Genomic DNA, 26425 nt, shown 5'->3' with positions numbered 1-26425 from the left:
CGAAAAGTCAAAAACCCCTAAATCCCCTGAAGGGGACCTTGAAGAGTTCATTGATTTTCAGCGAGTTCCCCTTTAGGCGGTAATCCGGATGAAAAAGTTACAGGCATTGTCACCACCATGTTTGCCCCGATGGTATTTATGTGGGCATGGTGCGCGAACTGGGATGGGCCAAATACCGGAAAGGCGACAGCTATACCATTTTTGAGTTTCCCGAAACATCGCTGAAGGATTTTACTGAACAACTCAAAGCCAAATTCCCGCAGGGAGTGATTCGTGTGGTGGGAAATCCGGACATGAAACTCACCGGTGTTGGCTTGGCGGTGGGAGCTCCCGGACCAGCGAAACAACGCCAGTTACTGAATCGCGACGATGTGCAGGTGGTCATTAGTGGTGAGGCGCAGGAGTGGGAGACACCCGAATATGCAATTGACGCCACGCAACAGGGACGCAACAAAGCCTTCATCATGATGGGGCATGTGAATTCCGAGCAGGCCGGAATGGATTACTGTACCGGGTGGCTCAAAGGATTTATTCAGGAAATTCCAATTACATTTGTCGAAAATAAACCTCCTTACTGGCAACCGTAAGGATAAGAAAGAACGATGATGATGGATCAACTGGCGGTGATATTTGACATGGATGGCGTGCTGGTCGACAGTGAGCCGTGGCACTACAAAGTGGAAGAGTTGATTTATGCAGAATTGGGCATAGAGGTGCCGGACAAAGTACATCAACTTTATCTCGGAACGGCAGCCGATTTGATGTGGTCGGATTTGAAAAAGCGTTATGGATTGAAGCCATCGTTGGAGGAGCTGGTGAAGTACGACGAAGAATTTCGCGTAGGATTTTTTAGCGACCTTGGGAATTTGCAGCCCAATCCGGGCGTAAAGAAATTGCTGTCGGGATTAAGCGATGCCAACATTCCAATGGCCGTGGCTACTTCATCGGTTCCGGGCATTGTCGACATTATTTTGGAACAATGTGGTATCCGCTCGTTTTTCGATGCGGTAGTTACTACCGTACAGGCCGGAAAGAGTAAACCGGCTCCGGATGTCTATCTTTATGCTGCCGGAAAGTTGGAGCATGAGCCTTCGAGCTGTCTTGTTTTCGAAGACTCGATGAATGGCATCCGTGCTGCGGTGGATGCGGGTATGACCTGCGTGGCATTCCAGCCTGAAGGCGCCGTGCAGCATGATATCTCTGCCGCTCATCATTTTATTACCGATTTCCGCCATATTTCACCGGAAACCATTCGCCGGTGGGTGACCAATAAACAGTTTTCATGAGTAAACGCGAATTAAAACAATACCTGAAAGAACTAACGAAGGAACAGGTTGAAGAGCAAATCCTCGATTTATACGGACGTTTCAAAGAAGTGAAAACCTTTTACGATTTTGCGTTCAATCCGCGGGAGGATAAATTGCTGGAAGAGGCAAAGTGGCAAATTTCCAAAGAATATTTTCCGGTAAACGGAAGAAAACCCAAGACCCGCCGCTCGGTAGCACAGAAGCATATACGCAACTTCATCCGGATGGGAGTGGATGCGCCGATAATTGCCGACCTGATGCTGTACAATATGGAAGTGGCCCAGACATTTTGCGGCGAGCGTCCGGTTACCCAGGAAGCTTTTTATCGTGCGATGCTTAAATCGTTCGAAGAGGCATTGGTATTTATCGAAGGACATGGACTCATAACTCAGGTGGTACCCCGCATCAATCGTATCGTTGATGAAGCCGTTGAGCAACGCTGGATGAATCGCAGTGCTTTTGAGAAGACTGCTTCACTGTATGCAGTTTAGATATTTTTCGTCCCGAAGGGACAGGTTAATCCGCCCGACCACCGGTTTCGCATAATCGATAGTTGATTTGTTGAGTGAAAAGAGGTCGTTAATCCTCATGCCGCTGACATGCAACGTTACAAATTCGTGTATTTCCATAAATTTCCGTTTAAGTTAATAATAGATTATAGATGGTTTGAAATAATTGACGCTTCATTCGTTGGAAAATGGCGTTTCTTCCGGTGGCAGATGGTCCGCGACACGATGCGGGACACTTCTGCAGACGGCAGATGGCCGCCGACACGGTGCAGGGAGCTTCTGCGAACGGCAGATTGTTCCCGACAACCGGCGAGAGCTTTCTGCGAATGGCAGATGGTCTTTTCTTCGATGCGGGAATGATCTGCAAACCGCAGATGGCTGCCGACGCGTATCGGGAAGCTTCTGCGAATGGCAGATGGCCGCCGACGCAGTGCCGGAATGCGAGGAATTGGCCAATGATTATTTTCCGCCATTTTGAGGAACGAATTACGTTTCAACAAACACATTCTCTATTGCGGTCGGAACGAAACCCTTGTTTCAATCCAAACCATCGCGCGACCGCGTCAACATTCAACATTCCAACCCGGGGCGTTGCCGCCGGGCTGAAGTAAGCCGGGCTTTCAGCCCATAATACATTTCATTTCATTTCTTGATTCCTTAGGAATCGCCTGTTGTTAGAAAAGCCTTTTGGTATCCCAATATTCGACCCCGGGGTCGTACATTTATTCATCGCTTCTTATTCTAACCCGCATTATTCATCAGCCGGAGAATTGTGCATAAAACTATAGCGTTCATATTTTTGAAAGCTGGGCTTGATGAAAACTACACTAAATTCCGGTCGGGCGATATAAATATTGGGGACAACCGATGCCGTGTCCGGCTGTTCTTGTCCCAAAACTCTCATTTTTTGACAACAGGGCATAGCAATCCCATCATTGTGCCCTGCTTGGTTGTTCGCTGCTGTTTATTTTATTGAAAGACCAGTTGCCTGAACAGTTCCTGGTGTACGAACGCCTTGGAAAAGCGGTAGTACACCTTTCGCTTTGTCGTTTTTATTGTTGCCCCAATTTTCAACAATGATGCCCTAATAGTATCAACCTGCCATTTTTTGGCCGCTTCGAAGCCTGTTTTCTTTATTGCTTCTTTCACAAGTAAAAATATTTCGTAGGACAAGCTGCTGAGGAACAACCGAAAAAAGTTTGGCCAAAAGCCATGGTCGGACAACCTGTCCGAAAAACACATGTTTTTTACCTCTTTGATCCGGTTTTCGCTGGCCTCGCCCCGTTTTACGTAAAACCCAAAATAGATGGACCGGGCATCGGCTTCTTCCATATTGCTGACAATATGCCTGACGTTCAGCCCCTTTCCCGTGCTTTCTATCTTCGAGTAGCATTGTTGTGGTTTGTGCCAGGTGCCTGCTTGATAGGTATAGCTTATAAAATGTTGGTGCTTGGTGTTGTTGGAAACGAACAAATGGCGCACGGCTTTCTCCGCCCTTGCGGTTTTTTTCTTCAGTGTTTCGTTTGCGGCGATGCCAACGGCGAACTTGAGGCCAAAATCATCGGCCAGTTGGTAAAAAGCGGGGCAACTGAAGCCGCTGTCGGCCCGCACAATGATCTTCAGTCCGGGATAGGCGGCCCTTATCTTTTTCAATATCCGCTTTAAAATGGCAACGTACCATTTGTTGGAGTGGCTGTTACCCGGGCGTAGTACCGGGAGGATGATCTGCCCCGTGTCGCCATCGTGGAAAAACAGTTCGTTGTACATGAACTGGCCGTAATAGCCATTGAACATCGACAGTTGCTGTTCGCCATGGGTGGGGTCGTCGGTGCCGTCAATATCGATCACAAGTTGTTCCCTGCCCGCCAGTGTGAGTACATAGCGGTCAACCCACGCATTGCACAAAGCAAATACGGAATGCTTGTCAAAACCGTTCTCGAACCTTGACATGGTGGGCTGTGAGGCCAGTTCCCCTTCAAGGATGTCCTTTAACAGCGGGTCGTTTTTCAGGTACTGGACATCGTTGGCATCTTCGTAGCCCTGTACCATGGTGAACACGCGCTGCTTTAAAAGCTTATCAATGGGGTGGACTATACGAAATGGATCACGACAATCGGGAATCACTTGGCTAAAATAGTGCAATATGCGATGTTTCCTTTCGAGTTTTTCCAGCAGTAGTACGGCCCCGTCAGAACTGACTGCATCTGCTGAAAAATCCATGTTTATTGCTGTCCTGCCTCGGTAAAAAACGGTATCTTTATTGCTCATAAATGGGTGCGTTTAAAAGTGTTGTTGTTTCGTTTAATCTACTTAAAGATAACACTTTGCACCCATTTTATTGTACTCGAGATGAATAATTCGGGCTAACAATATGTCATCCCGCCGGGATAAGATTCACACGTTGTTGCAATTTCCCAAAGCTGAAATTAATTAGGCTAAAGCCCATTGTATATTGGCTCTTTTCATCCCATGGCTGTCCCGGTTTTTCGGGACATGGCCTTATTCATCTTTAACTACTTCGTGGTTTTATAAAAAAATCCCGGTAGGGATTGAAGATTAATCACCATGCATGCAATGCATGGAAAGGGACCCACCAAAACACCGGAACGTTGTTCGGAGTGCTGCCGCTGATTTAAGGATGTCATCCCTCGAAGGGATGACATCCTTACAGACCCGAAAGGCTAATCGTTTCAGCAATAAAAAAGGACCATGCTTACCGCACAGTCCTTTTCTTATTTTGATGAGTTAGGTTATTCTATTATTTCCAGCCGCCGCCTAACGCACGGTACAGCGAGATAACTGCTGAAAGTTTCTGCAATCGGTCGTTGATATCATTCAGCTGAGCTGACAGTAAACTTTGCTGTGCATTCAGTACTTCGGTATAGGTGGCCGATCCGTAATTCAACAACTGTTCGGTGTATGAAACCGATTTCTTCAATGCATCAAGTTGTTGCTGACGTAGTACAATTTTCTGCTGCGAAGTCTGGTAAGAGTAAAGCACATTGTTTACTTCCTGTCCGGCATTCAATAAAGTATTACGTAACGTTAGCAATGCCCCGGCCTGTTGTGCTTTTGCCACTTTCAACCGGGTAACATTGGCCCTTTTGTTGAATAATGGCTCAGCGAGTCCTCCCACCACATTGGCGGCAAAGGAAGTTGGGTCGAGCAGTTTGTCAAGCGCGGTCGCTGCAAATCCGGTCGATGCTGTCAATGTCAATGACGGGTAGAAATATGCCCGCGCATTGTTGGTCATTTCGTAAGTAGCCATCACGTTATACTCAGCCTGCATCACATCGGGACGGTTATCGAGCAGCTGTGAAGGAACGCCGATCCGCATCATCGGTTTGTTGGGCAATGCCAGTAGCGAATCTCGTTGAATGGTCCCGGGAGTTCTACCAAGCAATATGCACATGGCATTCTCGGTTTCCCTGGTTTGCTGATTCAGATCCGGGATGATGACTTCCGCAGCGTAACGTGCTGCTTCGGTTTGTACAACTGCTGCCCCTGTAACTATCCCGCTTTCCTTTAGCGCTTTCATCGTCACTACCAGTTCCTTGTTGTTTTTCACCGTTTGACGGGTAATCGCCAACTTGGCATCGAGGGAAACAAGGTTGTAATAAGCATTGGCAATGTTGGCAATCAAACGGGTTTGCACCGCTTTTCTTCCGGCATCGCTTGCCAGCAGATCGGCGTAAGCTGCCCGTTTCGAGCTGCGGAGTTTTCCCCAGATGTCGACTTCCCAACTGGCTTCAGCGCCCAGCTGATAACTGTTTACTTCACGGGGGCCATCAGGATAAATGGATTCCGAATTCCGGGTATAGTTGCCAGTAGCGTTCGCTGAAACAGACGGAAATAGGGAAGCTTTGCTTTGAGAAAAGTACGCTTCGGCTTCTGCTACTCTTTGAACGGCAATCTGCAAATCCGGATTGTTTTTCAGTCCTTCCTGAATGTATTTCTGTAACAATGTATCGGTAAACAGTTCCTGCCAGGGCGTATCGGCCATGGTCACCGAATCGGCCGGTTCGAAGCCGAAGATTTCCTGCGTATCGACACTATCGCGGTTGAAATGCCGCGAAGTGTTGCATGATAGCAGGAATCCTGCCATGCCGATGCTCAATAAGATGATTTTATATGATGTCTTTCTCATATCGTAGTTCTAATAATTTTCAGGCGTTGATTATTCGAGGCTGTTCAGTCCTGAAATCTCACCTTGTTCCGGTTTTTTAATTTTCTCCTGAAGATTCTGGAAAATGACATACATGGCCGGGATAACCAGGATGCCAATGAATGTACCCACCAGCATACCGCCGACAGCGCCTACGCCAATCGACCGGTTTCCGTTGGCACCAACGCCTCCGCCAATGATTAACGGCATCAGGCCGAAAATAAGTGCAAAGGAGGTCATCAGAATGGGACGAAGACGGGCCGTTGCCCCATCGATGGCCGATTGCAGGATGGTTTCCCCGCGGCGACGCCGTTGAAGGGCAAATTCCACAATCAGGATGGCGTTCTTGGCCAGCAATCCAATTAACATGATGAGCGATATCTGCAGATAGATGTTGTTGGATACTCCCATAATGCGGGCAAACATGAAAGCTCCTGCCACACCAATGGGCAATGAAAACAGAATGGAGAGCGGCGTGATGAAACTTTCGTACTGGGCTGCCAGCAGGAAGTAAACAAAAATCACACTCAACAGGAAGATCAAAATTGATTGGTTTCCCGATGCAATTTCTTCCCGGGTCAGGCCCGAAAACTCGTACCCGTAACCCATGGGCAGTGTTTGTGCTGCTACCTGTTTTACGGCATCAATGGCATCGCCTGAACTGTACCCAATCTGGGGCGCACTGTTGACCGAAATGGAGGTGTACATATTGAACCGGTTGATGTTTTCCGGGCCATACACTTTTTCCAGGGTAATGAATTCGGTAATGGGCGCCATTTCACCGGTCGATGTTCGGACATAGATGTTGTTCAGGTCGTCAGGATTTCCCCGGTACCCGGGACTGGACTGAACCATGATGCGGTATTGTTTTCCGAACTGGTTAAAATCCGATGCATAAAATCCACCGATGTATCCTTGCAACGTTGCCAGTATGGTACTGACCGCGACACCGGATTGTTTGCTTCTGACCGCATTCACGTCAATTTGGTATTGCGGAAAATTGGTGTTAAACGAGGTCATGGCATACTGAATCTCCGGTCGCTGATTGAGTGCACCAAGGAACTGTTGCGATATTTGCTCGAACTTTTTGATATCGCCACCGGTCCGGTCCTCCAATTGGAACTCAACCCCTCCGGAAACACTGAATCCGGGTACCATGGGCGGTGTGAAAATAATAACCTGGGCATCTTTAATTTGTGACATGGCTCCATAAAGTCGTCCAATCACATTGTTGACGTCGTGTTCTTTTCCTTTTCTTTCAGCAAAAGGTTTCAGGTCGCAGAATATCATACCGTAGGAACTTCCCTGTCCACTAATGAGTGAACGTCCGACCACCGTGGCCCGTCCGTTGATTTCCGGAGTATGGGCCAGAATGTTGTCGACTTTATCCATCACTTTCTTCGTTTCTTCCAGCGAAGTGGCAGGAGGAAGGCTCACGTTGAGGATCATGATACCCATATCTTCCTTGGGAACAAATCCGGTAGGCGTTGTTCTTAGCAGGAAGTACAAACCAATTGTAAATACCAGGATTATCGAAGCAGGAATCCATTTTCGCCGGAGCAGAAAGTTGGAGACTCGCTTATAGTTATGGGTCATCACCTCGAATGATGAGTTAAACGCACCATAGAACCGTTGCATGACGCCTTTTTCATGCGGAGTATCCTTGTTTTCAGGTTTTAGAAATACCGCACAAAGCGCCGGGCTCAAAGTCAGTGCGTTCACCGCCGAAAGCACAATGGCTACAGCCAGCGTTATCCCGAATTGTCTGTAGAAAACGCCTGTTGTTCCGGTAATGAACGTTACCGGGATGAATACGGCAGCCATTACGAGTGTGATGGATATAATCGCGGACGATATTTCATTCATGGCGGAAATTGCTGCCTCCTGCGCGTTCTTTGCCCCCTGTTCCAATTTGGCATGCACCGCTTCCACAATCACAATAGCATCATCCACTACAATTCCGATGGCCAGCACGAGTGCGAAAAGCGTCAGCAGGTTAATGGTAAATCCAAACAGGTTGAGGAAGAAAAAGGTACCGATAATTGCCACCGGGACCGCAATAGCCGGAATGAGTGTCGCCCTGAAATTTTGCAGGAAAATAAACACTACGATGAAAACGAGAATGAAAGCTTCGAGCAAGGTGTGGAGCACCTTGCTGATGGAGTTGTCCAAAAATCGGTTGGCATCGATGATGATGTGGTATTTGACTCCTTCCGGGAATGATTTTGAACCTTCTTCGAGTACTTTCTTGGCGTTGATAATGGTCTCGTGGGCGTTTGAACCCGGGGACTGAAAAAGGGCCATGGTAATTCCCGGTTTATTCATCGCCGTAGTGATTGTTGAATAATCCAACGCTCCCAATACCACTTTGGCTACATCTTTCAGGCGAAGTACATTTCCATCTTTATCAGCTTTGATAACGATATTCTCAAACTGCGATGGGTTACTGAATTTTCCTTTGTATTTCAGTACATATTCGAATGACTGTTTGTTTTGCTCGCCGAATCTTCCCGGCGCTGCTTCCAAACTTTGTTCGTTCAGTGCGGCAATTACATCCGAGGGGATCAGGCCATAGGCCTTCATTACATCCGGCTTCAGCCAGATACGCATGGAGTAGTCTTTCGTGCCGAAGACCATTGCTTCCCCTACGCCAGTTATACGTTGAATCTGTGGAAGCAGGTTGATTTTACTGTAGTTCTGCAGGAACGTTTCGTCATATTTCCCGTCATCGCTGTAAAGCGAAAAAACCATCAGCATGCTGTTCTGGCGTTTCGCCGTAATCACACCGGTGCGGATAACTTCCGAAGGTAGCAGGCTGGTTGCCTGGGCCACACGGTTTTGGACGTTAATGGCAGCCAAATCAGGATCAACTCCTTGTTTGAAATAGACCTCAATGGTTGCAGAGCCGTTATTGCTTGCGGATGAGGTCATGTAGGTCATGTTTTCAACCCCATTGATCTGTTCTTCCAGTGGCGTAATAACGCTCTTCAACACCGTTTCGGCATCGGCTCCGGTGTAGTTGGCCCTCACCCGAATGGTAGGCGGGGCAATATCGGGATATTGTTCAATGGGAAGGCTAAACATGCTTAGCAATCCCAGAATTACAATTATGATGGATATGACCGATGACAGGACCGGCCTTTCGATAAATCTTCTGAACATAGTTTGTTGAGCATTTAATTATTAACCACAGCACCCGAATCTTTCTTGTCATCGGAGCTATCTTGGGTTACTAATTTGGGTTTAATGGGCATGTTGTTTCGTAACGACGCAATTCCTTCTACCACAATTTCATCGCCTGGCTTCAGTCCGCTGGTTACTACGTAAGTGTTTTTCAGGTTTCCAGCCAAAATACCAATTTCGGTTGGATGTACCTTGTTTTCATCACCCACAGTGTATATAAAGTGTTTTCCCTGCAGTTCATAGGTTGCATTTTGGGGAACAATGATAACCGAGTCGACGTGTTGTGAAATGCGAACCAAACCACTTCCTCCACTGCGCAAAATTCCCTCTTTGTTCGGGAAGGTGGCCCTAATGTTCACTGAACCTGTTTGCGGATCGACTAAACCACTGGCTGTTTGTATCCGACCTTTTTCACCGTAAACAGAATTATCAGCCAGGATAAGCGAAACAGCGGGCATGCTTCTGAATTTTGCCTGAAGATTGTTTCCCTTCAAGCCTTTTATCATTGTGAGAAACTCTTTTTCATTCATGGAAAAATAAGCGTACATCTCTGTCGTGTTGGAGACCGTTGTGAGAGGCTGGGGAATGTTGCTGCTCACCAGACTTCCTATACGATACGGGAAGTTTCCGATAATTCCGTTGGTAGGACTGGTAATAATGGCATACTGAAGGTTGGCCTGAGCATTTGCCAGGTTCGCTTTGGCCTGTGCCAGCTGGGCCTCTTTTGCTTTCAGCATTGATTCAGACGATTCCAGGTCAAACTTGCTGATGATTCCTTTCTCGACCAGCGGTTTGGTTTTGTTTAGATTAATTTTGGCGGCAACCACGTCGGCTTCGGCAACTTTAACCTGGGCCTGTGCTGACCTTACGGTTGCCCGGATGTCATTATCGTTGATCCGAAAAAGTACCTGGCCTTTTTTTACAAAGGAACCTTCATCCACCAGAATGTTCTGGATATATCCGGCAATCTTCGGACGAATTTCAACCGTCTGAATTCCTTCCAGGTTGGTGGGATATTCTTGGTAGAGTGTTGTTGATTGTGGTTTCACTTTCATCACCTTGTACTCACTGATTTGTCCGGCCATTCCTCTTGGGCCTTTTTTCTGTGAGCTCGAACACGAAATGGTTGTTGCCAGTATCACAATGAAACTGAGAATCTTGATTGGGTTGTTTTTTTTCATTTTGCTTTTTTAACTGTCTGATATTTTGGAAATATCGCGATTAGCATTGGCAATTGCTGTCGTGTGGTTCGCTGTTTTCCATTAATTTCTCCAGTACATTTCTGAAGACTGATAATTCATTTTCGCTGATTCCAAGAAAAAGTTCGTCCAGTACTTCGTTTCCAAGTTGTCTTGTCTGGTTTAATGTACTGATTCCCTTTTCTGTTAAAATCAGGGTCTTTTTGCGTTTGTCTTTGTCATTTCTGGTCCTTTCTACATAGTTCTTGTCGAGTAATGAATTGATTTGACGTAATATGATGGATTTATTTTTTTGCATCTGGTTGGCCAGATCCTGTTGTATAAAGGCTTTTTCGGAATACAATAAATTCAGGATGGCAAACTGTTCAAATGTTATTTCGATTTCATTCTCCTTGAACATGGCAAACAATTTATTCTTGTAAATTCGTACTGTTTGTCCGAGCAAATGGCAGAGTGGCTGTTCTAAAGACATAAAATGATGTTCGATTATTTGAGTTTGTAAAGATAGATTCAAATGGTTGACTTAGTCAACTAAAATATGTTAATAGAATATTAAATGCGGGCATTTGTGTCTTAGGCTGATGTGTATTAGAAAGAAAGGGCGCAGGGAATGGCAAGCGTAATTAGCCTGGGTTTCTTGTTCCATTCCCTTAAACCGAAATATCAGAAAAAAGTTCTTATTTGAATTAATTGGTATAATTGACTTAGGTCAAGAATTTGATATCGCCGTTTAATTTTAGATAATTTTGTATCTGGAATATATTTCGAACTAGATCATCTGCAGCTTTAGGCGTGATTTTCTTCAAATTATTTCTCCAGTCCCTCAGCTACTTGCCGTTTTATGTCAAAAAGAATAGAAAAAGGTTTGCCGGGAGCCGAAAAAAAAATCTTGGGCACTATATGGAAAGCCGGGAAAAAAGGGTTTATCTTTGCGGCCACGTTTTTAGCGAAAAGCGGGCGTTGATAACCGGTACTGGAGCCTAAAGAAAAAAGGCAAAAAAAGATTTGGGATTAACGCAAAAGATTACCTATCTTTGCAACGCTTTTTTCGGCCCGTCCGACGGCAACTGAGGGTTGGGCAGGAGAGCGAAAGTAAAAGAAAGAAGACAAGTTCATTGAAAATATTGAAAAGGAAAGAAGATAAGCACCAGGAGTTCAATTTTCTTTTAGAGGAAAACCAATCGTGCCAGGCAAATAGACATTTAAACTTTTTAATTACAACGAAGAGTTTGATCCTGGCTCAGGATGAACGCTAGCGGGAGGCTTAACACATGCAAGTCGAACGGTAAGGCCCTTTCGGGGGCACACGAGTGGCGCACGGGTGAGTAACGCGTATGCAACCTGCCCTGTACAGGGGGATAGCCCGGAGAAATCCGGATTAATACCCCATAGTTTTTGGAAGCCGCATGGCTAATAAAATAAAGTTTCGGCGGTACAGGATGGGCATGCGTGGCATTAGCTTGTTGGTAAGGTAACGGCTTACCAAGGCGACGATGCCTAGGGGTTCTGAGAGGATGATCCCCCACACTGGGACTGAGACACGGCCCAGACTCCTACGGGAGGCAGCAGTGAGGAATATTGGTCAATGGGCGAGGGCCTGAACCAGCCATCCCGCGTGCAGGAAGACGGCCCTACGGGTTGTAAACTGCTTTTCTGCACCAAGAATAGGCGCTACGTGTAGCGTTATGACGGTAGTGCAGGAATAAGCACCGGCTAACTCCGTGCCAGCAGCCGCGGTAATACGGAGGGTGCAAGCGTTATCCGGATTCATTGGGTTTAAAGGGTGCGTAGGCGGCCCTGTAAGTCAGTGGTGAAATGCTGCAGCTCAACTGTAGGACTGCCATTGAAACTGTGGGGCTTGAGTGCGCCTGAGGTAGGCGGAATGAGTAGTGTAGCGGTGAAATGCTTAGATATTACTCAGAACACCGATTGCGAAGGCAGCTTACTAAAGCGTAACTGACGCTGATGCACGAAAGCGTGGGGAGCGAACAGGATTAGATACCCTGGTAGTCCACGCCGTAAACGATGATAACTCGCTGTTGGCGATACACAGTCAGCGGCAAAGCGAAAGCATTAAGTTATCCACCTGGGGAGTACGATCGCAAGGTTGAAACTCAAAGGAATTGACGGGGGCCCGCACAAGCGGAGGAACATGTGGTTTAATTCGATGATACGCGAGGAACCTTACCTGGGCTTAAATGTGGATTGACCGTTGCTGAAAAGTGACTTCCCTTCGGGGCAATTTACAAGGTGCTGCATGGTTGTCGTCAGCTCGTGCCGTGAGGTGTCGGGTTAAGTCCCATAACGAGCGCAACCCCTATCGTCAGTTGCTAACAGGTCAAGCTGAGGACTCTGGCGAGACTGCCACCGTAAGGTGAGAGGAAGGTGGGGATGACGTCAAATCAGCACGGCCCTTATGCCCAGGGCTACACACGTGTTACAATGGCCGGTACAAAGGGCAGCTACATAGTGATATGATGCTAATCCCAAAAGCCGGTCCCAGTTCGGATTGGAGTCTGCAACCCGACTCCATGAAGCTGGATTCGCTAGTAATCGCGCATCAGCCATGGCGCGGTGAATACGTTCCCGGGCCTTGTACACACCGCCCGTCAAACCATGGAAGCTTGGGGGACCTGAAGTCTGCAACCGCAAGGAGCGGCCTAGGGTAAAACAAGTGACTGGGGTTAAGTCGTAACAAGGTAGCCGTACCGGAAGGTGTGGCTGGAACACCTCCTTTCTGGGGCCGGCACGAGAGGTTTCTGAGAGGAAATGAATGAAAGGTGTTTGCTTCTTCCTTTTTAAAAGATACTGTAAAACACAGGAGCAATTGAGAATGGAAAATAGATAATTGAAAATTATGGAAGTTTCATTCTCCATTCTCAATTTTCCATTCTCAATTGGGATCTGGGGGATTAGCTCAGTTGGCTAGAGCGCTTGATTTGCATTCAAGAGGCCGTCGGTTCGACCCCGACATTCTCCACAGGCGAGATAAAAGGCCAGGAAAACACGAAGGCACAAGTTCATTTAAAGACATTTTGGAACACGAAGGATTAGGCTGGCGCCTGAAACAAGAAGCAGGGTTCGATTCCCTGTAATCCACAGGCCCAATAATAAGGGTAAAGTTCATTGACATGCTGGAAGAAAAACAGAGTTACAAGAGAAACGCCGAAGGATAAAACCTTCGAACAAGGCGAGAGAAAGTAATGAAGGGCGTACGGGGGATGCCTTGGCTCTCAGGGGCGACGAAGGACGTGATAAGCTGCGAAAAGTCGCGGGGAGGTGCAAATAACCGCTAATCCGCGAATATCCGAATGGGGCAACCCACCATAAGTAATTATGGTATCCTGTTATGCAGGAAGCTAACCCGGGGAACTGAAACATCTAAGTACCCGGAGGAAAAGAAAACAAAAGTGATTCCCCAAGTAGTGGCGATCGAACGGGGATAAGCCCAAACCGCAAGTGTTTCGGCACTTACGGGGTTGTAGGACTGCGCTATATGAAGTAAACGGAAATGGAAGTGTCCTGGAAAGCCACACCAAAGGAGGTGAAAGTCCTGTACATGTAAAGTTTGCGGAATTAGCAGTATCCTGAGTAGGGCGGGACACGAGAAATCCTGTCTGAAACAGCCGGGACCATCCGGTAAGGCTAAATACTACTGAGAGACCGATAGTGGACCAGTACCGTGAGGGAAAGGTGAAAAGCACCCCGGACAGGGGAGTGAAAAAGTACCTGAAACCGTACGCCTACAAGCGGTCGGAGCCCCGATGCATATCGGGGTGACGGCGTGCCTTTTGCATAATGAGCCTACGAGTTACTCCTCACTGGCAAGGTTAAGTGGTTCAGCCACGGAGCCGAAGCGAAAGCGAGCCTGAACAGGGCGGAATAGTCAGTGGGGGTAGACGCGAAACCATGTGATCTACCCATGGCCAGGTTGAAGTCCCGGTAACACGGGATGGAGGACCGAACCAGGAGACGTTGAAAAGTCTTTGGATGAGTTGTGGGTAGGGGTGAAAGGCCAATCAAACTTGGAAATAGCTCGTACTCCCCGAAATGCATTTAGGTGCAGCCTTGGTTACGAGTCTTGCAGAGGTAGAGCTACTGATTGGATGCGAGGGCTTCACCGCCTATCAACTCCAGACAAACTCCGAATGCTGCAAGATGCTTACCAGGAGTGAGGGCGCGGGTGCTAAGGTCCGTGTCCGAGAGGGAAAGAACCCGGACCATCAGCTAAGGTCCCCAAGTGTATGTTAAGTTGGTTTAACGAAGTCTGATTGCATAGACAGCTAGGATGTTGGCTTGGAAGCAGCCATTCATTAAAAGAGTGCGTAACAGCTCACTAGTCGAGCGGTCGGGCGTGGATAATAATCGGGCATAAAACATACCACCGAAGCTATGGATTGTAAATTTATTTACAGTGGTAGGGGAGCATTCCGGTCAGCGCCGAAGGTGTACTGCGAGGTATGCTGGAGCGTCCGGAAAAGCAAATGTAGGCATAAGTAACGATAAGGCAGGTGGGAAACCTGCCCGCCGATAGACTAAGGTTTCCTGATCAACGCTAATCGGATCAGGGTTAGTCGGGGCCTAAGGCAAAGCCGAACGGCGAAGCCGATGGACCATCGGTTAATATTCCGATACTTCTCTTGACTGCGATGGGGCGACGAAGTGATGAAAGGCCCGCGTACTGACGGAATAGTACGTTAAAAGGCGTAAGTTATGAGACTCACAGGCAAATCCGTGAGTTGAGCTGAAACCTGACAGTACCGAGAGCCTTCGGGCAATCGGATAGTGGCCCTAAGGGCTTCCGAGAAAAACCTCTAAGCATCAGGTCAAGAGGACCCGTACCGTAAACCGACACAGGTAGTCAAGGAGAGAATCCTGAGGCGCTCGAGTGATTCGTGGCTAAGGAACTAGGCAAAATGGCCCCGTAACTTCGGGAGAAGGGGCGCTGGCGCAAGTCAGCCGCAGTGAAAAGGCCCAGGCGACTGTTTATCAAAAACACAGGGCTATGCCAAATCGCAAGATGAAGTATATGGCCTGACACCTGCCCGGTGCCGGAAGGTTAAGAGGGGATGTTATACTTTCGGGTAGAAGCATTGAATCGAAGCCCCGGTAAACGGCGGCCGTAACTATAACGGTCCTAAGGTAGCGAAATTCCTTGTCGGGTAAGTTCCGACCTGCACGAATGGTGCAACGATCTGGGCACTGTCTCGGCCACGAGCTCGGTGAAATTGTAGTAGCGGTGAAGATGCCGCTTACCCGCAACGGGACGGAAAGACCCCGTGAACCTTTACTGCAACTTCACATTGGTTCCGGGTAAGTGATGTGTAGGATAGGACGGAGGCATTGAAGCGGGTTCGCCAGGATTCGTGGAGCCATCCTTGAAATACGTCCCTTTGCTTGCCTGGGGCCTAATCCCGGCGTACGTCGGGAGACAGTGTGTGGTGGGTAGTTTGACTGGGGTGGTCGCCTCCAAAAGAGTAACGGAGGCTTCTAAAGGTGCGCTCATGGCGATTGGTAACCGCCAGCAGAGCATAATGGTATAAGCGCGCTTGACTGTGAGACCCACAAGTCGATCAGGTAGGAAACTAGGGCATAGTGATCCGGTGGTTCCGCATGGAAGGGCCATCGCTCAAAGGATAAAAGGTACTCCGGGGATAACAGGCTGATCGCTCCCAAGAGCTCATATCGACGGAGCGGTTTGGCACCTCGATGTCGGCTCGTCACATCCTGGGGCTGGAGAAGGTCCCAAGGGTTGGGCTGTTCGCCCATTAAAGTGGCACGCGAGCTGGGTTCAGAACGTCGTGAGACAGTTCGGTCCCTATCTGTTGTGGGCGTAGGAGACTTGAGAGGGCCTGACGTTAGTACGAGAGGACCGCGTTGGACAGACCACTGGTTTACCAGTTGTTCCGCCAGGGGCACCGCTGGGTAGCTATGTCTGGAAGAGATAAGCGCTGAAAGCATCTAAGCGCGAAGCCCGCCTCAAGATGAGGTCTCCTTAGAGGGCCGTTGGAGACGACGACGTAGATAGGCCGCAGGTGTAAAGACGGTGACGTCAAAGCCGAGCGGTACTAATAGCCCGAAACTTTCCATGCCGGTTTTAGAAATTGGTGTTTTTGTTGTAATGAAGTGTTTTCTTCCAGGGTTCATGTCAGTAAAATAAGTGAGAAGTAAAAAGGCAAAAGTGAGAAGTAAAAAGGCAAAAGTGGGGAGTAAGCATAACTACTTCACACCTAAAACCTAAAACCTAACACTTACCACTGTTTTACAAAAAGATATTGTATAGCTGAAAAGCAAGCTGAAAACTTTAGGTGGCTACAGCGACGGGGCCCCACCTCTTCCCATACCGAACAGAGAAGTTAAGCCCGCCAGCGCCGATGGTACTGCAGAAATGTGGGAGAGTAGGCCGCCGCTTATTTTAAACGTAAAGCCCGGTTCCTTGATTGGAGCCGGGCTTTTTTGGTGTGATTGATTTTTACAATAGGATCATCTGGTCAAAATGGGGTGATTTACCGATTTTCCGTAATTTTGGAAAAAATTTGACCGATGGATATTGTTCTGATTGGCGCTGGTAACCTGGCAACGCGTTTGGGATTACGACTCAAAGAGTGCAATCACCGGATCGTACAGGTTTATTCACGAACGGAGAAATCGGCAAGAGAGTTGGCCGATAAGCTAAAGACAGAATGGACTACCCGCGTAGATGAGGTTTCCCCGGAAGGGCAACTGTATCTGGTTTCGGTTAGTGACAAAGCTGTGGAACCGTTGCTTTGCAAAATCGGTTTTGGGAAGCGTTTGGTAGCACATACAGCAGGAAGTATGCCTTTGGATGTGCTGCAACCGTTTACTGACAACTTCGGTGTTTTTTATCCGCTGCAGACTTTTTCCAAATCGAGGGCGGTTGATTTCTCCCAGATACCTGTTTGCATAGAAGCCAATAATCCGGAGAATCTTGCTATTCTGCGTAAGCTTGGTGCTTCCATATCCAACGATGTGCGCGAAATTGGCTCGGAGCAGCGACGTCAACTTCATCTTTCCGCAGTATTTGTGTGCAACTTCGTCAATCACCTCTATACTATCGGTGAAGAGTTGTTGAAGGAGAAGGAAATCGATTTTGATGTTCTGAAACCGTTAATTATCGAAACGGCAGCAAAAGTGCTGGAATTTTCGCCAAAGGATGCCCAAACGGGCCCGGCTGTCCGGTTTGACCGGAACGTAATTGACCGGCACCTGGAGATGTTGGAGGAGCACCCACAATGGAATGATATCTACAAATTACTTAGCGAAAGTATTCATCAATTACATACAAAATAAATTATGGCATTTTTCAAGGAAGAACTGATGAACGTCAAAGGCTTTGTTTTCGATGTCGATGGCGTATTATCCCGCATTATACAACCCCTGACAAACGAGGGCGATCCGGTACGAACTGCTAATATCCGTGACGGATTTGCCATGGTTCACGCCATTCGTAGCGGTTATCCGCTGGCCATCATCACCGGTGGAAATACGACCGAAGTTCGGAAACGTTACCAAAAACTGGGCGTAACACATTTGTACATGGGCTCGCTGGATAAGATTACCTTTTTTGATGATTTCCTGAAGAAAACTGGCCTGAAGGATTCAGAAATTATGTACATGGGTGATGACCTGCCCGATTACCTGGTGATGAAGCGTGTGGGCGTTCCGGTTTGCCCGAATGATGCCGTCACTGAAATTAAATCGGTTTCGAAATACATTTCCGACCGAAATGGTGGAGAAGGTTGTGTGCGTGACGTGGTTGAACAGGTACTGCGCGCACAGGGAAAATGGATTGATCCGGAAAAGTTACACTGGAGCAGTTTTTAATAAATTGAGAATTGAAAATACCTGAGAAGTGTTTTCCATTTCCATTTAAAGTGAATTTATGATACTGAACAACCTGGGGAATTATCGTATTGTACTTGCATCGAAATCACCGAGGAGGCAGAAATTATTAGCTGATTTAGGCATCGATTTCGTAACGGAAATCCACGAAGTAGGGGAAGTTTTTCCCGAGGGCCTGCCGATGGAAGAAATTCCGCAATACCTGGCCCGGTTAAAAGCCGAGCCATTTGTTGGTAACATGAGTGATCATGATTTGGTGATTACCTCCGATACCATCGTATATGTGGAAGGGGAAGTGTTGGGGAAACCGGCCGATTATGATGAAGCGGTTGAGATGATGTACAAACTTTCCGGGCGACGGCACGAAGTAGTAACCGGCGTTTGTCTGACATCCAAATCGAAGCAAGTCAGTTTTGCTTCCGTCACCGACGTTTTCTTCAAATCGCTTTCGCGGGATGAGATTGATTACTATATCACTCACTACAAACCTTACGACAAGGCCGGCGCCTACGGTATCCAGGAGTGGATTGGTTACATTGGCATCGAGCGCATCGAAGGTTCTTACTTCAATGTGATGGGGTTGCCGGTGCAACATTTGTACGAGGAACTTAGGAAGTGGTAACCTTTCTCATTGTCCGATAGTCACATCTTTTTATATTTTTGGGTTTTCGTGAACAAATTAACCTATTCATAAAATGAATTTTAAGAATCTACTACTTTCTTTTCTCTTCCTGTGCGTAACGATTTTTTCCGCTTCCGCGAAAGAAGGGATGTGGGTTCCAACGCTGTTGCAGAAATACAACATCGAAGAGATGCAGCAAATGGGATTCAAACTGACTGCCGACGATATTTATAGCGTGAACCATGCCAGTATGAAGGATGCCGTGGTGATATTCGGTGGTGGTTGTACCGGGGAAGTGATTTCGCCCGATGGCTTGTTGATCACCAATCATCATTGCGGATACAGCTCCATCCAGAAACACTCTTCGGTTGAGCACGATTACCTCACCGACGGTTTTTGGGCGATGAACCGCGGTGAAGAACTTCCCAATCCGGGCCTGACCGTGAAATTCCTGGTAAGAATGGATGACGTGACGGCCCGGGTGCTGGAGGGAGTGACCGATTCGTTGACAGAAAGCGAAAAGCAGGTGCGCATCAATGAAAATACGGCGAAAATCGAAAAGGAAGCCACAGAGGGAACCGATTATACCGCTGTGGTCAAGCCGCTGTTTTATGGCAATCAGTATTTTGTGTATGTCTACGAAGTGTACAAGGACATTCGGCTGGTTGGAGCGCCGCCCTCGGCGATTGGAAAATTTGGAGGCGATACCGACAACTGGATGTGGCCACGCCACACCGGTGATTTTTCTGTTTTCCGCATTTATGCCGGTAAGGATAACAAGCCGGCTGAATATTCACCCGACAATATTCCGTATAAACCGAAGAAATTTTTCCCCATTTCGATGGGTGGAGTGAAAAAAGGCGATTTCACTATGGTTTTTGGTTACCCGGGAACAACGAAGGAATACTTGCCTTCGCAGGGAGTGAAACTGATTATGGCACAAAGTGACCCGGAAAAGGTCGCTATCCGGACGAAGAAATTGAATATTTTGGCTGCCGATATGAAAGCCGATCGGGCAGTTCGTATTCAATATGCCTCGAAATACGCGCGCACGTCCAATTCCTGGAAACGCTGGCAAGGCGAGGTGAAAGGATTGAAACGACTGCACGCGGTGGAGAAAAAACAGGAGGGGGAAAAAGCCTTTACTGAATGGCTGGATGATTCTTCTTCCCGGAAGGGAAAATACGATAGTGTGCTGACCCGTTTCGGGGAGTTGTATGCGGAATTTGCTCCCTACCAACGTGCCGATGATTATTACTCGGAGGTCGTGAAACGGGGGACCGATATTTTTAGCTTGGCGCAGAAATTCGATCGTATTCGCCGGTTGGCTGAATACCACGAAACAGGTTGTTTGGAAGGAGCAATTCCGGAAGTGAAAGAGGAGTTGGTCAGCTATTTTAAAGATTATCATCAACCTACGGACGAAAAAGTATTTTCGGCATTATTGGCCATGTATGCTCACGGCCTTCCGGGAAAATGGTTGCCGGAGGAATTGACGAAGTTCACACCTGAAAAATTGACGAAACTCTATCAGAAATCGGTGCTGACGGATGAGAAAGCGCTGAATGAAATGTTGAATGATTTTGATAACCGCTCAGTGAAAAAGCTGGAGAAAGATCCGGTGATGCAACTGTACAGAGCGCTTCGAAATACATATGAAGTTAAAGTGGAGCCCCGTTACCGTGAGCTGAGCGATTCGATAAAAGCCAATCAGAAGTTGTACATGGCTGGTTTGCTCGAAATGAATGAAGGCAAACGGATGATGGCAGACGCAAACTTTACGCTGCGTGTGGCATACGGAAAGGTGGAAGGTTATAATCCTCGCGACGGCGTGCACTATAATTACTACACAACGCTGAAGGGAATCATGGAAAAAGACAATCCGGAGGTGTATGATTATGATGTGCCGGACCGGTTGAAAGAGCTGTATCAACAGAAGGATTTTGGTTCGTATACGAATGGAAAAGGGCAGGTTACGGTGGCTTTTTGTGCATCGAATCATACTACCGGAGGAAATTCAGGAAGTCCGGTAGTTGATGCGGAAGGAAACCTGGTTGGCGTGAATTTCGATCGTGCCTGGGAAGGAACGATGAGTGACATCATGTTCGACCCGGATGAGTGTCGCAACATTATGCTCGACATCCGCTATGCATTGTTTATCATCGACAAATTTGCGGGAGCGGGCTACCTGTTAGATGAAATGGAATTGGTGAACTAAACAGTGCCTCAGGATAAAAAAGAAATCCCGTAACGGCTTAGCCGAATACGGGATTTTCTGATTGAAAAAAGAGAATCAGATTTCGTCGGTTTCCACTACTTTCGACAAGATGTCGGCGTAGGGAAGCAACAGATATTTTTTCCCTTCGAATTCAACTTCATTTCCGCTGAACTCTTTGTACAGCACCATGTCACCCACGGCAATTTCCGGGTTTTCAACGTTGCTGATGGCAGCTACTTTGCCAATGTTCTTTTTTGCTTTTGCCGAATCGGGAATAATAATTCCACCAGCCGTTTTTTCTTCGTGGCTATCTTCGGTTAACTCAATCAGTACATTCTGATTCACTGGTTGAAGCTCTCTCATGGTACCTAAATAATTATGGTTTAACAAATTAAATATCACAGTCGAAAATCGGTGTCAATGAATAACTATGGCTATTAAAAATACAACCAAAATCAGGAACCCAAAAGATACTTTGGCAAAAGAATCGGCTTCAGTAACGCCTTTCCGGAAAGTCCGGTACATGGCGTGACAGGAAAATTACCTGATTCCCAACAGTGCGTCGATACGGGCTTTGTCAAACCCCACAACGACCTGTCCGTTAATGAGCGTCTGCGGGACGCCCTGCTGTCCGCTACGTTTAACCATTTCCTCGGCGGCCTTCTGGTCGCGCGAAACGTCAATGTCGCGGAAGCGAATATTGTTCTCCTTGAAATAGGATTTAATGGCATTACAGTATGTACAGGTGGGCGTCGAATAAACCACGACATTCTTTTGTGGCTTATCCTTATCGCCGGTTGCTGACGAGTGAAAAGCCCCGCCTTCGAACAGGTTCTGATAGAAGCTCTCTTCACTACACCCTTTCACCACTTTTTTCATTTTTCCTTTCTCGAATCCCAGCAAGCTGGGCACGGAAGTAATTCCATACTGCGGATGAATATCCCGAACCGTTGCAACATCAGCCGCAAGCACATTGGCTTTTTCTGCTTTGACTGCCGCCGATTCCACTGCTTTGAGTGCACAACTGTTTTGCTCCGAACCACTCGATTTGTATAGCAGCAGGTACGATTTACCTTCGGTCCCCACTGCGTCTTTTAGTTCTTCGAATGAATGAATTTGTTTCATACGATTAATCTATCTCTAACTGTTTCACTTCTTTTTCGTGTTTACCTGTTTTCCCGCTTTAAGCGGAGAAAAGGCAAGCTTGTATGCGTCTGTGCATTATCTGTTGGGCAGAACACCCGATTGTATTTTCACAATCAACCTCACGCCGCCAACAAGTGTGCCAAGTTGCTAAAAAATGACATCCTGACATATCCAGATGATTAAATATGTAATTTGTCTGAATAAGCACTGTTTGAATATTATTTGCAGGGCGCAATTTTCTTCTGTGAAACACGTGTGTGAATGGTTTTAATTAGTTGAAAATGTGATTTGTGTGTCTTTTATTGGAGTTTTGATAGCTTTATTACACAACTGACAAAATGGACTTTACTGACACTGATGATGGGGCTGGTTATTGTGTAGGTCGGAAGAAAGCGCAAAATTTGAGGAAACAGAAATAGCGATAAACTTAAAAGTAACCGCAATGAAGGATATTGAATCCATCGATGATGTCAAATTTCTGGTCGATCATTTTTATGCCAAAGTACAAGTTGACGATTTGCTCGGGCCCATATTCAACAGTCGGCTCGAAGGGCGATGGGAACAGCATCACAAGCGGCTTTACCGGTTTTGGGACACCATTTTGTTATGCAAACCGGATTACTACGGTAAGCCGGTAGAAATGCATTTCGACATGAATATTGGCGGAGAACATTTCACACGTTGGTTAGAGATATGGACCGAAACGGTGAAAAATAATTTCGAAGGAACGATAGCTGAGCGCGCGTTACTTCGTGGAAAAACAATGGCAATGGCATTTCTTGACAAAATCGAGAAGCATAGGCAAAACAGCTGGAAGTCTAAGGAAATTAACCGCAAAGCGTGTATAAATCGAGGTAAGAATTGATGCACATCACCGGGATATTTCCCGATTTTCTCAGTAGTTTCCGGATCGTCAGTCCCAGCCAGTTATCGATAAAAGTAGTTTTGTCGTTTCCAGAAACAATTAATAAAGCTTCCGAAACACCAAGCGCATGTTCCAGCGCCGACCTGGAGAGTTTCCAGGTCTGATAGCTACTTTCGATTACCTGGTAAGGAAAGGCAAATTTGTCGAACAATACTTCGATGGCAGACAAATTCTTTTCAACACGCTTTCGATCGTCTACTCCCGGTTCCCGGGCAGCCAGTAAATCAACCAAGGCCTGATTATTCCGTCCGATATAGCTGGCCCAAAGTGCCAGATCCTTGCTTCGCCGCATGTAACCAACAGGTATCACCAGTCGTTTGTAAAGGTTCCCGATTTCTTTTTTACCATTGACAAACAGGAATGGAAAACCTGACAATTTCAGTTTAGGCAGTAGTTGTTTTGAAGAGGTTTTGCCCGCCGTCATCAGGATGACATCGTAAACTTCCGACAAATCCATCAACATTTCTTGTGACAGATCGTGTTCGCGAACAAGGTACCGAACCCTGACTGAGGGGATAATATCTGATGTTCGTCCGGCCACTCCGCGCATTTTGGCTTCGGCCATCAGCTTATCTTCCTGGTGTTTGTTGTCTATCAGATGGAGCAACAATAACTCCTTCTTCAGGATACTTGCCAGGTAGGTTCCATGAAGCAAAGCGGCGTCCATGCCGGGCGAGAAGTCGCACCAAACCACTATTTTTTGTTCCGGTTCAGCCATTGTCGAAAGTTAGCAAATATTCGTTCTTCATTATCAAAATAACAAAGCCTGTAATGGACGGATATGTGCTGAACGTCATGTTTCTGCCTGTCATCTATCAGCATTTCCATCTTCATATTTTAATACATTTGGCTCGGGTTGATTAAAATTAATATGCTGTGATATGCTAAACAAACAACTATTATCGCCAAAAAGTATTGCCGTTATTGGCGCTTCGAATGATGTTTCGAAACCAGGAGGTAAAATTCTGCTAAACCTTCAGGAACATAAATATAAGGGTAAGCTCTATGCTGTAAACCCTCGCGATCCCGAGATTCAGGGAATCAAGACTTTTTCAACAGTTGATGAGTTGCCGATGATTGATTTGGCCATCCTGGCCATCCCGGCCAAACTGTGTCCGAAGACGGTTGAGATTTTGGCTTACACAAAAAAAACAAAAGCATTTATTATTATTTCCGCTGGTTTCAGCGAGGAAAGCGAGCAGGGGGCTGAATGGGAGCGTCAAATGGTGGAGACGGTAAAATCGGTTGGCGGTGTGTTGATTGGCCCTAATTGTATTGGTGTTTTAACGCCTGAATATGCAGGCGTATTTACATCGCCTATTCCCAAATTCGATCCGAGAGGATGCGACTTTGTGAGCGGATCGGGTGCAACTGCCGTGTTCATCATGGAGTCGGGTATCCCGAAAGGGTTGCATTTCGCCAACGTTTTTTCGGTAGGAAACTCGGCACAGATTGGTGTAGAGGAGGTCTTGGAATACTGGGATAAAACCTACGATCCGGAAACATCGGCACCCGTCAAAATGCTTTATGTGGAGTCAATTCATAATCCCGATAAATTCCTGTGGCACGCTTCTTCCCTTATCAGGAAAGGATGCAAAATTGCCGGTATCAAAGCCGGAAGTTCGGAAGCCGGAAGTCGTGCTGCTTCCTCACATACCGGTGCTATGACCAGTTCCGATTCTGCCGTAGAAGCGTTGTTCCGTAAATCCGGAATTGTTCGTTGTTACGGGCGGGAAGAGTTGACAACGGTTGCCAGTATTTTCATGTTTGAAGAATTGAAGGGAAAGAACATCGCGATCATTACACATGCCGGCGGTCCCGCGGTTATGCTGACCGATGCACTTGAAGACGGAGGCCTGCGTATCCCGCATTTGCCGGATACCAAAGCAAAAGCTGCGTTGAAGGATAAGTTGTTCCCAGGTTCATCGGTTGAAAATCCCATCGATTTTCTGTCCACCGGAAATGCGGAACAGCTCGGGGCAATTATCGATGCCTGCGAAAATGATTTCGAAGATATTGACGGTATGGCCGTTATTTTCGGGAGTCCGGGATTGCAACCGGTTACCGATGTATATAAGGTGCTGATCGATAAGATGAAGACTTGTAAAAAACCGATTTACCCGATTTTGCCGTCCGTCATCAATGTGCAGAAAGATGTGGCTTACTTCATTTCCAGTGGAAATGTGAACTTCCCTGACGAAGTGTTGCTGGCGCGCGCGTTGACGAAAGTATATCGTACGCCAAAACCATCAGACGAGAATATTTACCTTGAAGGAGTAGACGTTGCTGAAATCAGGCGTGTTGTCGAAAGTTGTGAGAATGGTTACATGCCGCCGGAAAAAATTCATGCGTTGCTGAAAGCAGCCTCAATTCCGTTTGCGCAGGAGCGCGTGGCAAAAAGCATCGACGAAGCCGCCGAAGCTGCCAAAAAACTTGGCTTCCCGCTGGTGATGAAAGTAGTTGGACCTTTACATAAAACGGAAGTAGGAGGTGTTTCCTTGAACATCCGGGACGAAGAAATGGTCCGGAAAGAGTTCACCCGGCTGATGAAAATCAAAGATACAACCGCTGTTTTGATGGCAGAACAAGCCGAAGGCATCGAGCTGTTCATCGGTGCTTCTTACCAGGATAAATTCGGTCACGTGATGCTTTGCGGAATGGGTGGCATTTTTGTGGAGGTATTTAAAGATATAACTTCCGGCCTGGCGCCGCTCACGTTCCCCGAAGCGCATTCGATGATTCGAAACCTGAAGGCATACAAAATCATCAATGGCTACCGTGGAATGGAAGGTGTTGACAAAGATAAATTTGCAGAGATCATTGTTCGCCTGTCTTCTATGTTGCGATTTGCAGTGGAAATTAAAGAGTTGGATTTGAACCCATTGCTGGGGAAAGGCAATCGCATTTTGGCCGTGGATGCACGTATCCGCGTCGAAAAATAATTGAACCGTTTATGCTTATAAATGAATGACGTATTGAAATCGTCCGGCTTCACGCTTCTTCCGGTACAACCGGAAAACCAATTGTTGTGGGACATACACGGAAAGGCATCAACATGTGGTCCGAAGTGTTTGCCCGATCGTTGTGTATGGCAGGCGTTTACAGGAACGATATCGTTCAGATTGCATCCGGCTACGGGCTGTTTACCGGCGGCTTGGGAATTCATTACGGAATGCATGTACTGAAGGCCATTTTATTCCGGAGATTATCGATCCGGTTACGCTGGAACCGGTGGCCGAAGGAGAGATGGGTGAGTTAGTGTTTTCGACGATTACCAAAGAAGGAATT

General features: G+C 47.0%; 19 protein-coding genes, 1 tRNA gene and 3 rRNA genes. 14 read left to right on the top strand and 9 right to left on the bottom strand.

What is annotated here, in order from left to right:
- Positions 1-146 precede the first annotated feature (146 nt).
- The 3 genes from GJU82_RS09850 to GJU82_RS09840 are packed head-to-tail and all read left to right on the top strand — an operon-like array spanning position 147 to position 1798.
- Complete coding sequence (locus GJU82_RS09850) at positions 147-587, top strand: Nif3-like dinuclear metal center hexameric protein (RefSeq protein ID WP_153631988.1); 441 nt, start codon at positions 147-149, stop codon at positions 585-587.
- Between the two features lie 15 nt (positions 588-602).
- Complete coding sequence (locus GJU82_RS09845) at positions 603-1286, top strand: HAD family phosphatase (protein WP_153631987.1); 684 nt, start codon at positions 603-605, stop codon at positions 1284-1286.
- Positions 1283-1798 carry a DUF6155 family protein gene (locus GJU82_RS09840; protein WP_153631986.1) on the top strand — a complete coding sequence of 172 codons (516 nt, stop codon included), beginning with the start codon at positions 1283-1285 and terminating at the stop codon, positions 1796-1798. Before GJU82_RS09845 ends, GJU82_RS09840 begins: the two co-directional genes overlap by 4 nt.
- Here GJU82_RS09840 and GJU82_RS09835 read toward each other — a convergent pair.
- The 6 genes from GJU82_RS09835 to GJU82_RS09800 form a co-directional block, all read right to left on the bottom strand.
- Positions 1781-1936, bottom strand: a complete 156-nt coding sequence (locus GJU82_RS09835; protein WP_153631985.1) for a hypothetical protein — start codon at positions 1934-1936, stop codon at positions 1781-1783. The two genes, GJU82_RS09840 and GJU82_RS09835, sit on opposite strands and share 18 nt — an antisense overlap.
- Positions 1937-2785: 849 nt before the next feature.
- Positions 2786-4084, bottom strand: a complete 1299-nt coding sequence (locus tag GJU82_RS09820; RefSeq protein ID WP_153631026.1) for an IS1380 family transposase — start codon at positions 4082-4084, stop codon at positions 2786-2788.
- A 490-nt stretch (positions 4085-4574) separates the two neighbouring features.
- A complete protein-coding gene (locus GJU82_RS09815; RefSeq protein ID WP_153631983.1) occupies positions 4575-5963 on the bottom strand; it encodes an efflux transporter outer membrane subunit in 1389 nt (462 codons plus the stop codon).
- Between the two features lie 30 nt (positions 5964-5993).
- Positions 5994-9143 (bottom strand): efflux RND transporter permease subunit, encoded by a 3150-nt coding sequence (locus GJU82_RS09810; protein ID WP_153631982.1) that lies wholly within the window; start codon positions 9141-9143, stop codon positions 5994-5996.
- Positions 9144-9157: 14 nt separating this feature from the next.
- Positions 9158-10345, bottom strand: a complete 1188-nt coding sequence (locus GJU82_RS09805) for an efflux RND transporter periplasmic adaptor subunit (RefSeq protein WP_153631981.1) — start codon at positions 10343-10345, stop codon at positions 9158-9160.
- Positions 10346-10385: 40 nt separating this feature from the next.
- Positions 10386-10835 carry a MarR family winged helix-turn-helix transcriptional regulator gene (locus GJU82_RS09800; protein ID WP_153631980.1) on the bottom strand — a complete coding sequence of 150 codons (450 nt, stop codon included), beginning with the start codon at positions 10833-10835 and terminating at the stop codon, positions 10386-10388.
- A 745-nt stretch (positions 10836-11580) separates the two neighbouring features.
- Between GJU82_RS09800 and GJU82_RS09795 the strand changes: the two genes are divergently transcribed.
- The 8 genes from GJU82_RS09795 (at position 11581) to GJU82_RS09760 (ending at position 21066) form a co-directional block, all read left to right on the top strand.
- A 16S ribosomal RNA gene (locus tag GJU82_RS09795) occupies positions 11581-13100 on the top strand.
- A gap of 169 nt (positions 13101-13269) precedes the next feature.
- A tRNA-Ala gene (locus GJU82_RS09790) sits at positions 13270-13343 on the top strand.
- 214 nt (positions 13344-13557) lie between these two features.
- Positions 13558-16454 (top strand): 23S ribosomal RNA (locus tag GJU82_RS09785).
- 213 nt (positions 16455-16667) lie between these two features.
- A 5S ribosomal RNA gene (gene rrf, locus GJU82_RS09780) occupies positions 16668-16778 on the top strand.
- The 16S, 23S and 5S rRNA genes sit together here with 1 tRNA gene alongside, the layout of an rRNA operon.
- A gap of 128 nt (positions 16779-16906) precedes the next feature.
- Entirely contained in the window at positions 16907-17674 is a 768-nt protein-coding gene (locus tag GJU82_RS09775; RefSeq protein ID WP_153631979.1) for a Rossmann-like and DUF2520 domain-containing protein, read from the top strand.
- A 3-nt stretch (positions 17675-17677) separates the two neighbouring features.
- Positions 17678-18208, top strand: a complete 531-nt coding sequence (locus tag GJU82_RS09770) for an HAD family hydrolase (RefSeq protein WP_153631978.1) — start codon at positions 17678-17680, stop codon at positions 18206-18208.
- A gap of 58 nt (positions 18209-18266) precedes the next feature.
- Positions 18267-18848 (top strand): Maf-like protein, encoded by a 582-nt coding sequence (locus tag GJU82_RS09765; RefSeq protein WP_153631977.1) that lies wholly within the window; start codon positions 18267-18269, stop codon positions 18846-18848.
- Positions 18849-18921: 73 nt separating this feature from the next.
- Entirely contained in the window at positions 18922-21066 is a 2145-nt protein-coding gene (locus GJU82_RS09760) for a S46 family peptidase (protein ID WP_153631976.1), read from the top strand.
- Between the two features lie 75 nt (positions 21067-21141).
- Here the strand turns inward: GJU82_RS09760 and GJU82_RS09755 are convergent, their stop codons facing one another.
- Both GJU82_RS09755 and GJU82_RS09750 read right to left on the bottom strand, forming a co-directional pair.
- Positions 21142-21429, bottom strand: a complete 288-nt coding sequence (locus GJU82_RS09755; protein WP_025863515.1) for a co-chaperone GroES — start codon at positions 21427-21429, stop codon at positions 21142-21144.
- Positions 21430-21606: 177 nt separating this feature from the next.
- Complete coding sequence (locus GJU82_RS09750; protein ID WP_153631975.1) at positions 21607-22191, bottom strand: glutaredoxin domain-containing protein; 585 nt, start codon at positions 22189-22191, stop codon at positions 21607-21609.
- 463 nt (positions 22192-22654) lie between these two features.
- On the opposite strand from GJU82_RS09750, the gene GJU82_RS09745 reads away from it, so the two are divergent.
- Positions 22655-23077, top strand: coding sequence for a group III truncated hemoglobin (locus tag GJU82_RS09745; protein ID WP_153631974.1), 423 nt, complete (start codon positions 22655-22657; stop codon positions 23075-23077).
- Here the strand turns inward: GJU82_RS09745 and GJU82_RS09740 are convergent.
- Positions 23040-23855 (bottom strand): hypothetical protein, encoded by an 816-nt coding sequence (locus GJU82_RS09740; protein ID WP_153631973.1) that lies wholly within the window; start codon positions 23853-23855, stop codon positions 23040-23042. The genes GJU82_RS09745 and GJU82_RS09740 overlap by 38 nt on opposite strands.
- 163 nt (positions 23856-24018) lie before the next feature.
- Here GJU82_RS09740 and GJU82_RS09735 point away from each other — a divergent pair, with 163 nt between their 5' ends.
- Positions 24019-26079, top strand: coding sequence for an acetate--CoA ligase family protein (locus GJU82_RS09735; protein ID WP_153631972.1), 2061 nt, complete (start codon positions 24019-24021; stop codon positions 26077-26079).
- 86 nt (positions 26080-26165) lie between these two features.
- A complete protein-coding gene (locus GJU82_RS17470) occupies positions 26166-26396 on the top strand; it encodes a hypothetical protein (RefSeq protein ID WP_228488652.1) in 231 nt (76 codons plus the stop codon).
- Positions 26397-26425 lie beyond the last annotated feature (29 nt).

The organism is Prolixibacter sp. SD074 (genome assembly GCF_009617895.1).
Taxonomy (GTDB): domain Bacteria; phylum Bacteroidota; class Bacteroidia; order Bacteroidales; family Prolixibacteraceae; genus Prolixibacter.
Note: the sequence above shows the minus strand (reverse complement) of the source record. Positions and strands in the feature narration are given on the sequence as shown.

Bases quoted from the DNA above. Each gene is read 5' to 3' on its own strand.
- GJU82_RS09740 (WP_153631973.1), bottom strand. From the start codon at position 23,855: ATGGCTGAACCGGAACAAAAAATAGTGGTTTGGTGCGACTTCTCGCCC.
- GJU82_RS09770 (WP_153631978.1), top strand. From the start codon at position 17,678: ATGGCATTTTTCAAGGAAGAACTGATGAACGTCAAAGGCTTTGTTTTC.
- GJU82_RS09745 (WP_153631974.1), top strand. From the start codon at position 22,655: ATGAAGGATATTGAATCCATCGATGATGTCAAATTTCTGGTCGATCAT.
- GJU82_RS09765 (WP_153631977.1), top strand. From the start codon at position 18,267: ATGATACTGAACAACCTGGGGAATTATCGTATTGTACTTGCATCGAAA.
- GJU82_RS09810 (WP_153631982.1), bottom strand. From the start codon at position 9,143: ATGTTCAGAAGATTTATCGAAAGGCCGGTCCTGTCATCGGTCATATCC.
- GJU82_RS09835 (WP_153631985.1), bottom strand. From the start codon at position 1,936: ATGGAAATACACGAATTTGTAACGTTGCATGTCAGCGGCATGAGGATT.
- GJU82_RS09755 (WP_025863515.1), bottom strand. From the start codon at position 21,429: ATGAGAGAGCTTCAACCAGTGAATCAGAATGTACTGATTGAGTTAACC.
- GJU82_RS09735 (WP_153631972.1), top strand. From the start codon at position 24,019: ATGCTAAACAAACAACTATTATCGCCAAAAAGTATTGCCGTTATTGGC.
- GJU82_RS09815 (WP_153631983.1), bottom strand. From the start codon at position 5,963: ATGAGAAAGACATCATATAAAATCATCTTATTGAGCATCGGCATGGCA.
- GJU82_RS09840 (WP_153631986.1), top strand. From the start codon at position 1,283: ATGAGTAAACGCGAATTAAAACAATACCTGAAAGAACTAACGAAGGAA.
- GJU82_RS09750 (WP_153631975.1), bottom strand. From the start codon at position 22,191: ATGAAACAAATTCATTCATTCGAAGAACTAAAAGACGCAGTGGGGACC.
- GJU82_RS09850 (WP_153631988.1), top strand. From the start codon at position 147: ATGGTGCGCGAACTGGGATGGGCCAAATACCGGAAAGGCGACAGCTAT.
- GJU82_RS09805 (WP_153631981.1), bottom strand. From the start codon at position 10,345: ATGAAAAAAAACAACCCAATCAAGATTCTCAGTTTCATTGTGATACTG.
- GJU82_RS09760 (WP_153631976.1), top strand. From the start codon at position 18,922: ATGAATTTTAAGAATCTACTACTTTCTTTTCTCTTCCTGTGCGTAACG.
- GJU82_RS09775 (WP_153631979.1), top strand. From the start codon at position 16,907: ATGGATATTGTTCTGATTGGCGCTGGTAACCTGGCAACGCGTTTGGGA.
- GJU82_RS09845 (WP_153631987.1), top strand. From the start codon at position 603: ATGATGATGGATCAACTGGCGGTGATATTTGACATGGATGGCGTGCTG.
- GJU82_RS09800 (WP_153631980.1), bottom strand. From the start codon at position 10,835: ATGTCTTTAGAACAGCCACTCTGCCATTTGCTCGGACAAACAGTACGA.
- GJU82_RS09820 (WP_153631026.1), bottom strand. From the start codon at position 4,084: ATGAGCAATAAAGATACCGTTTTTTACCGAGGCAGGACAGCAATAAAC.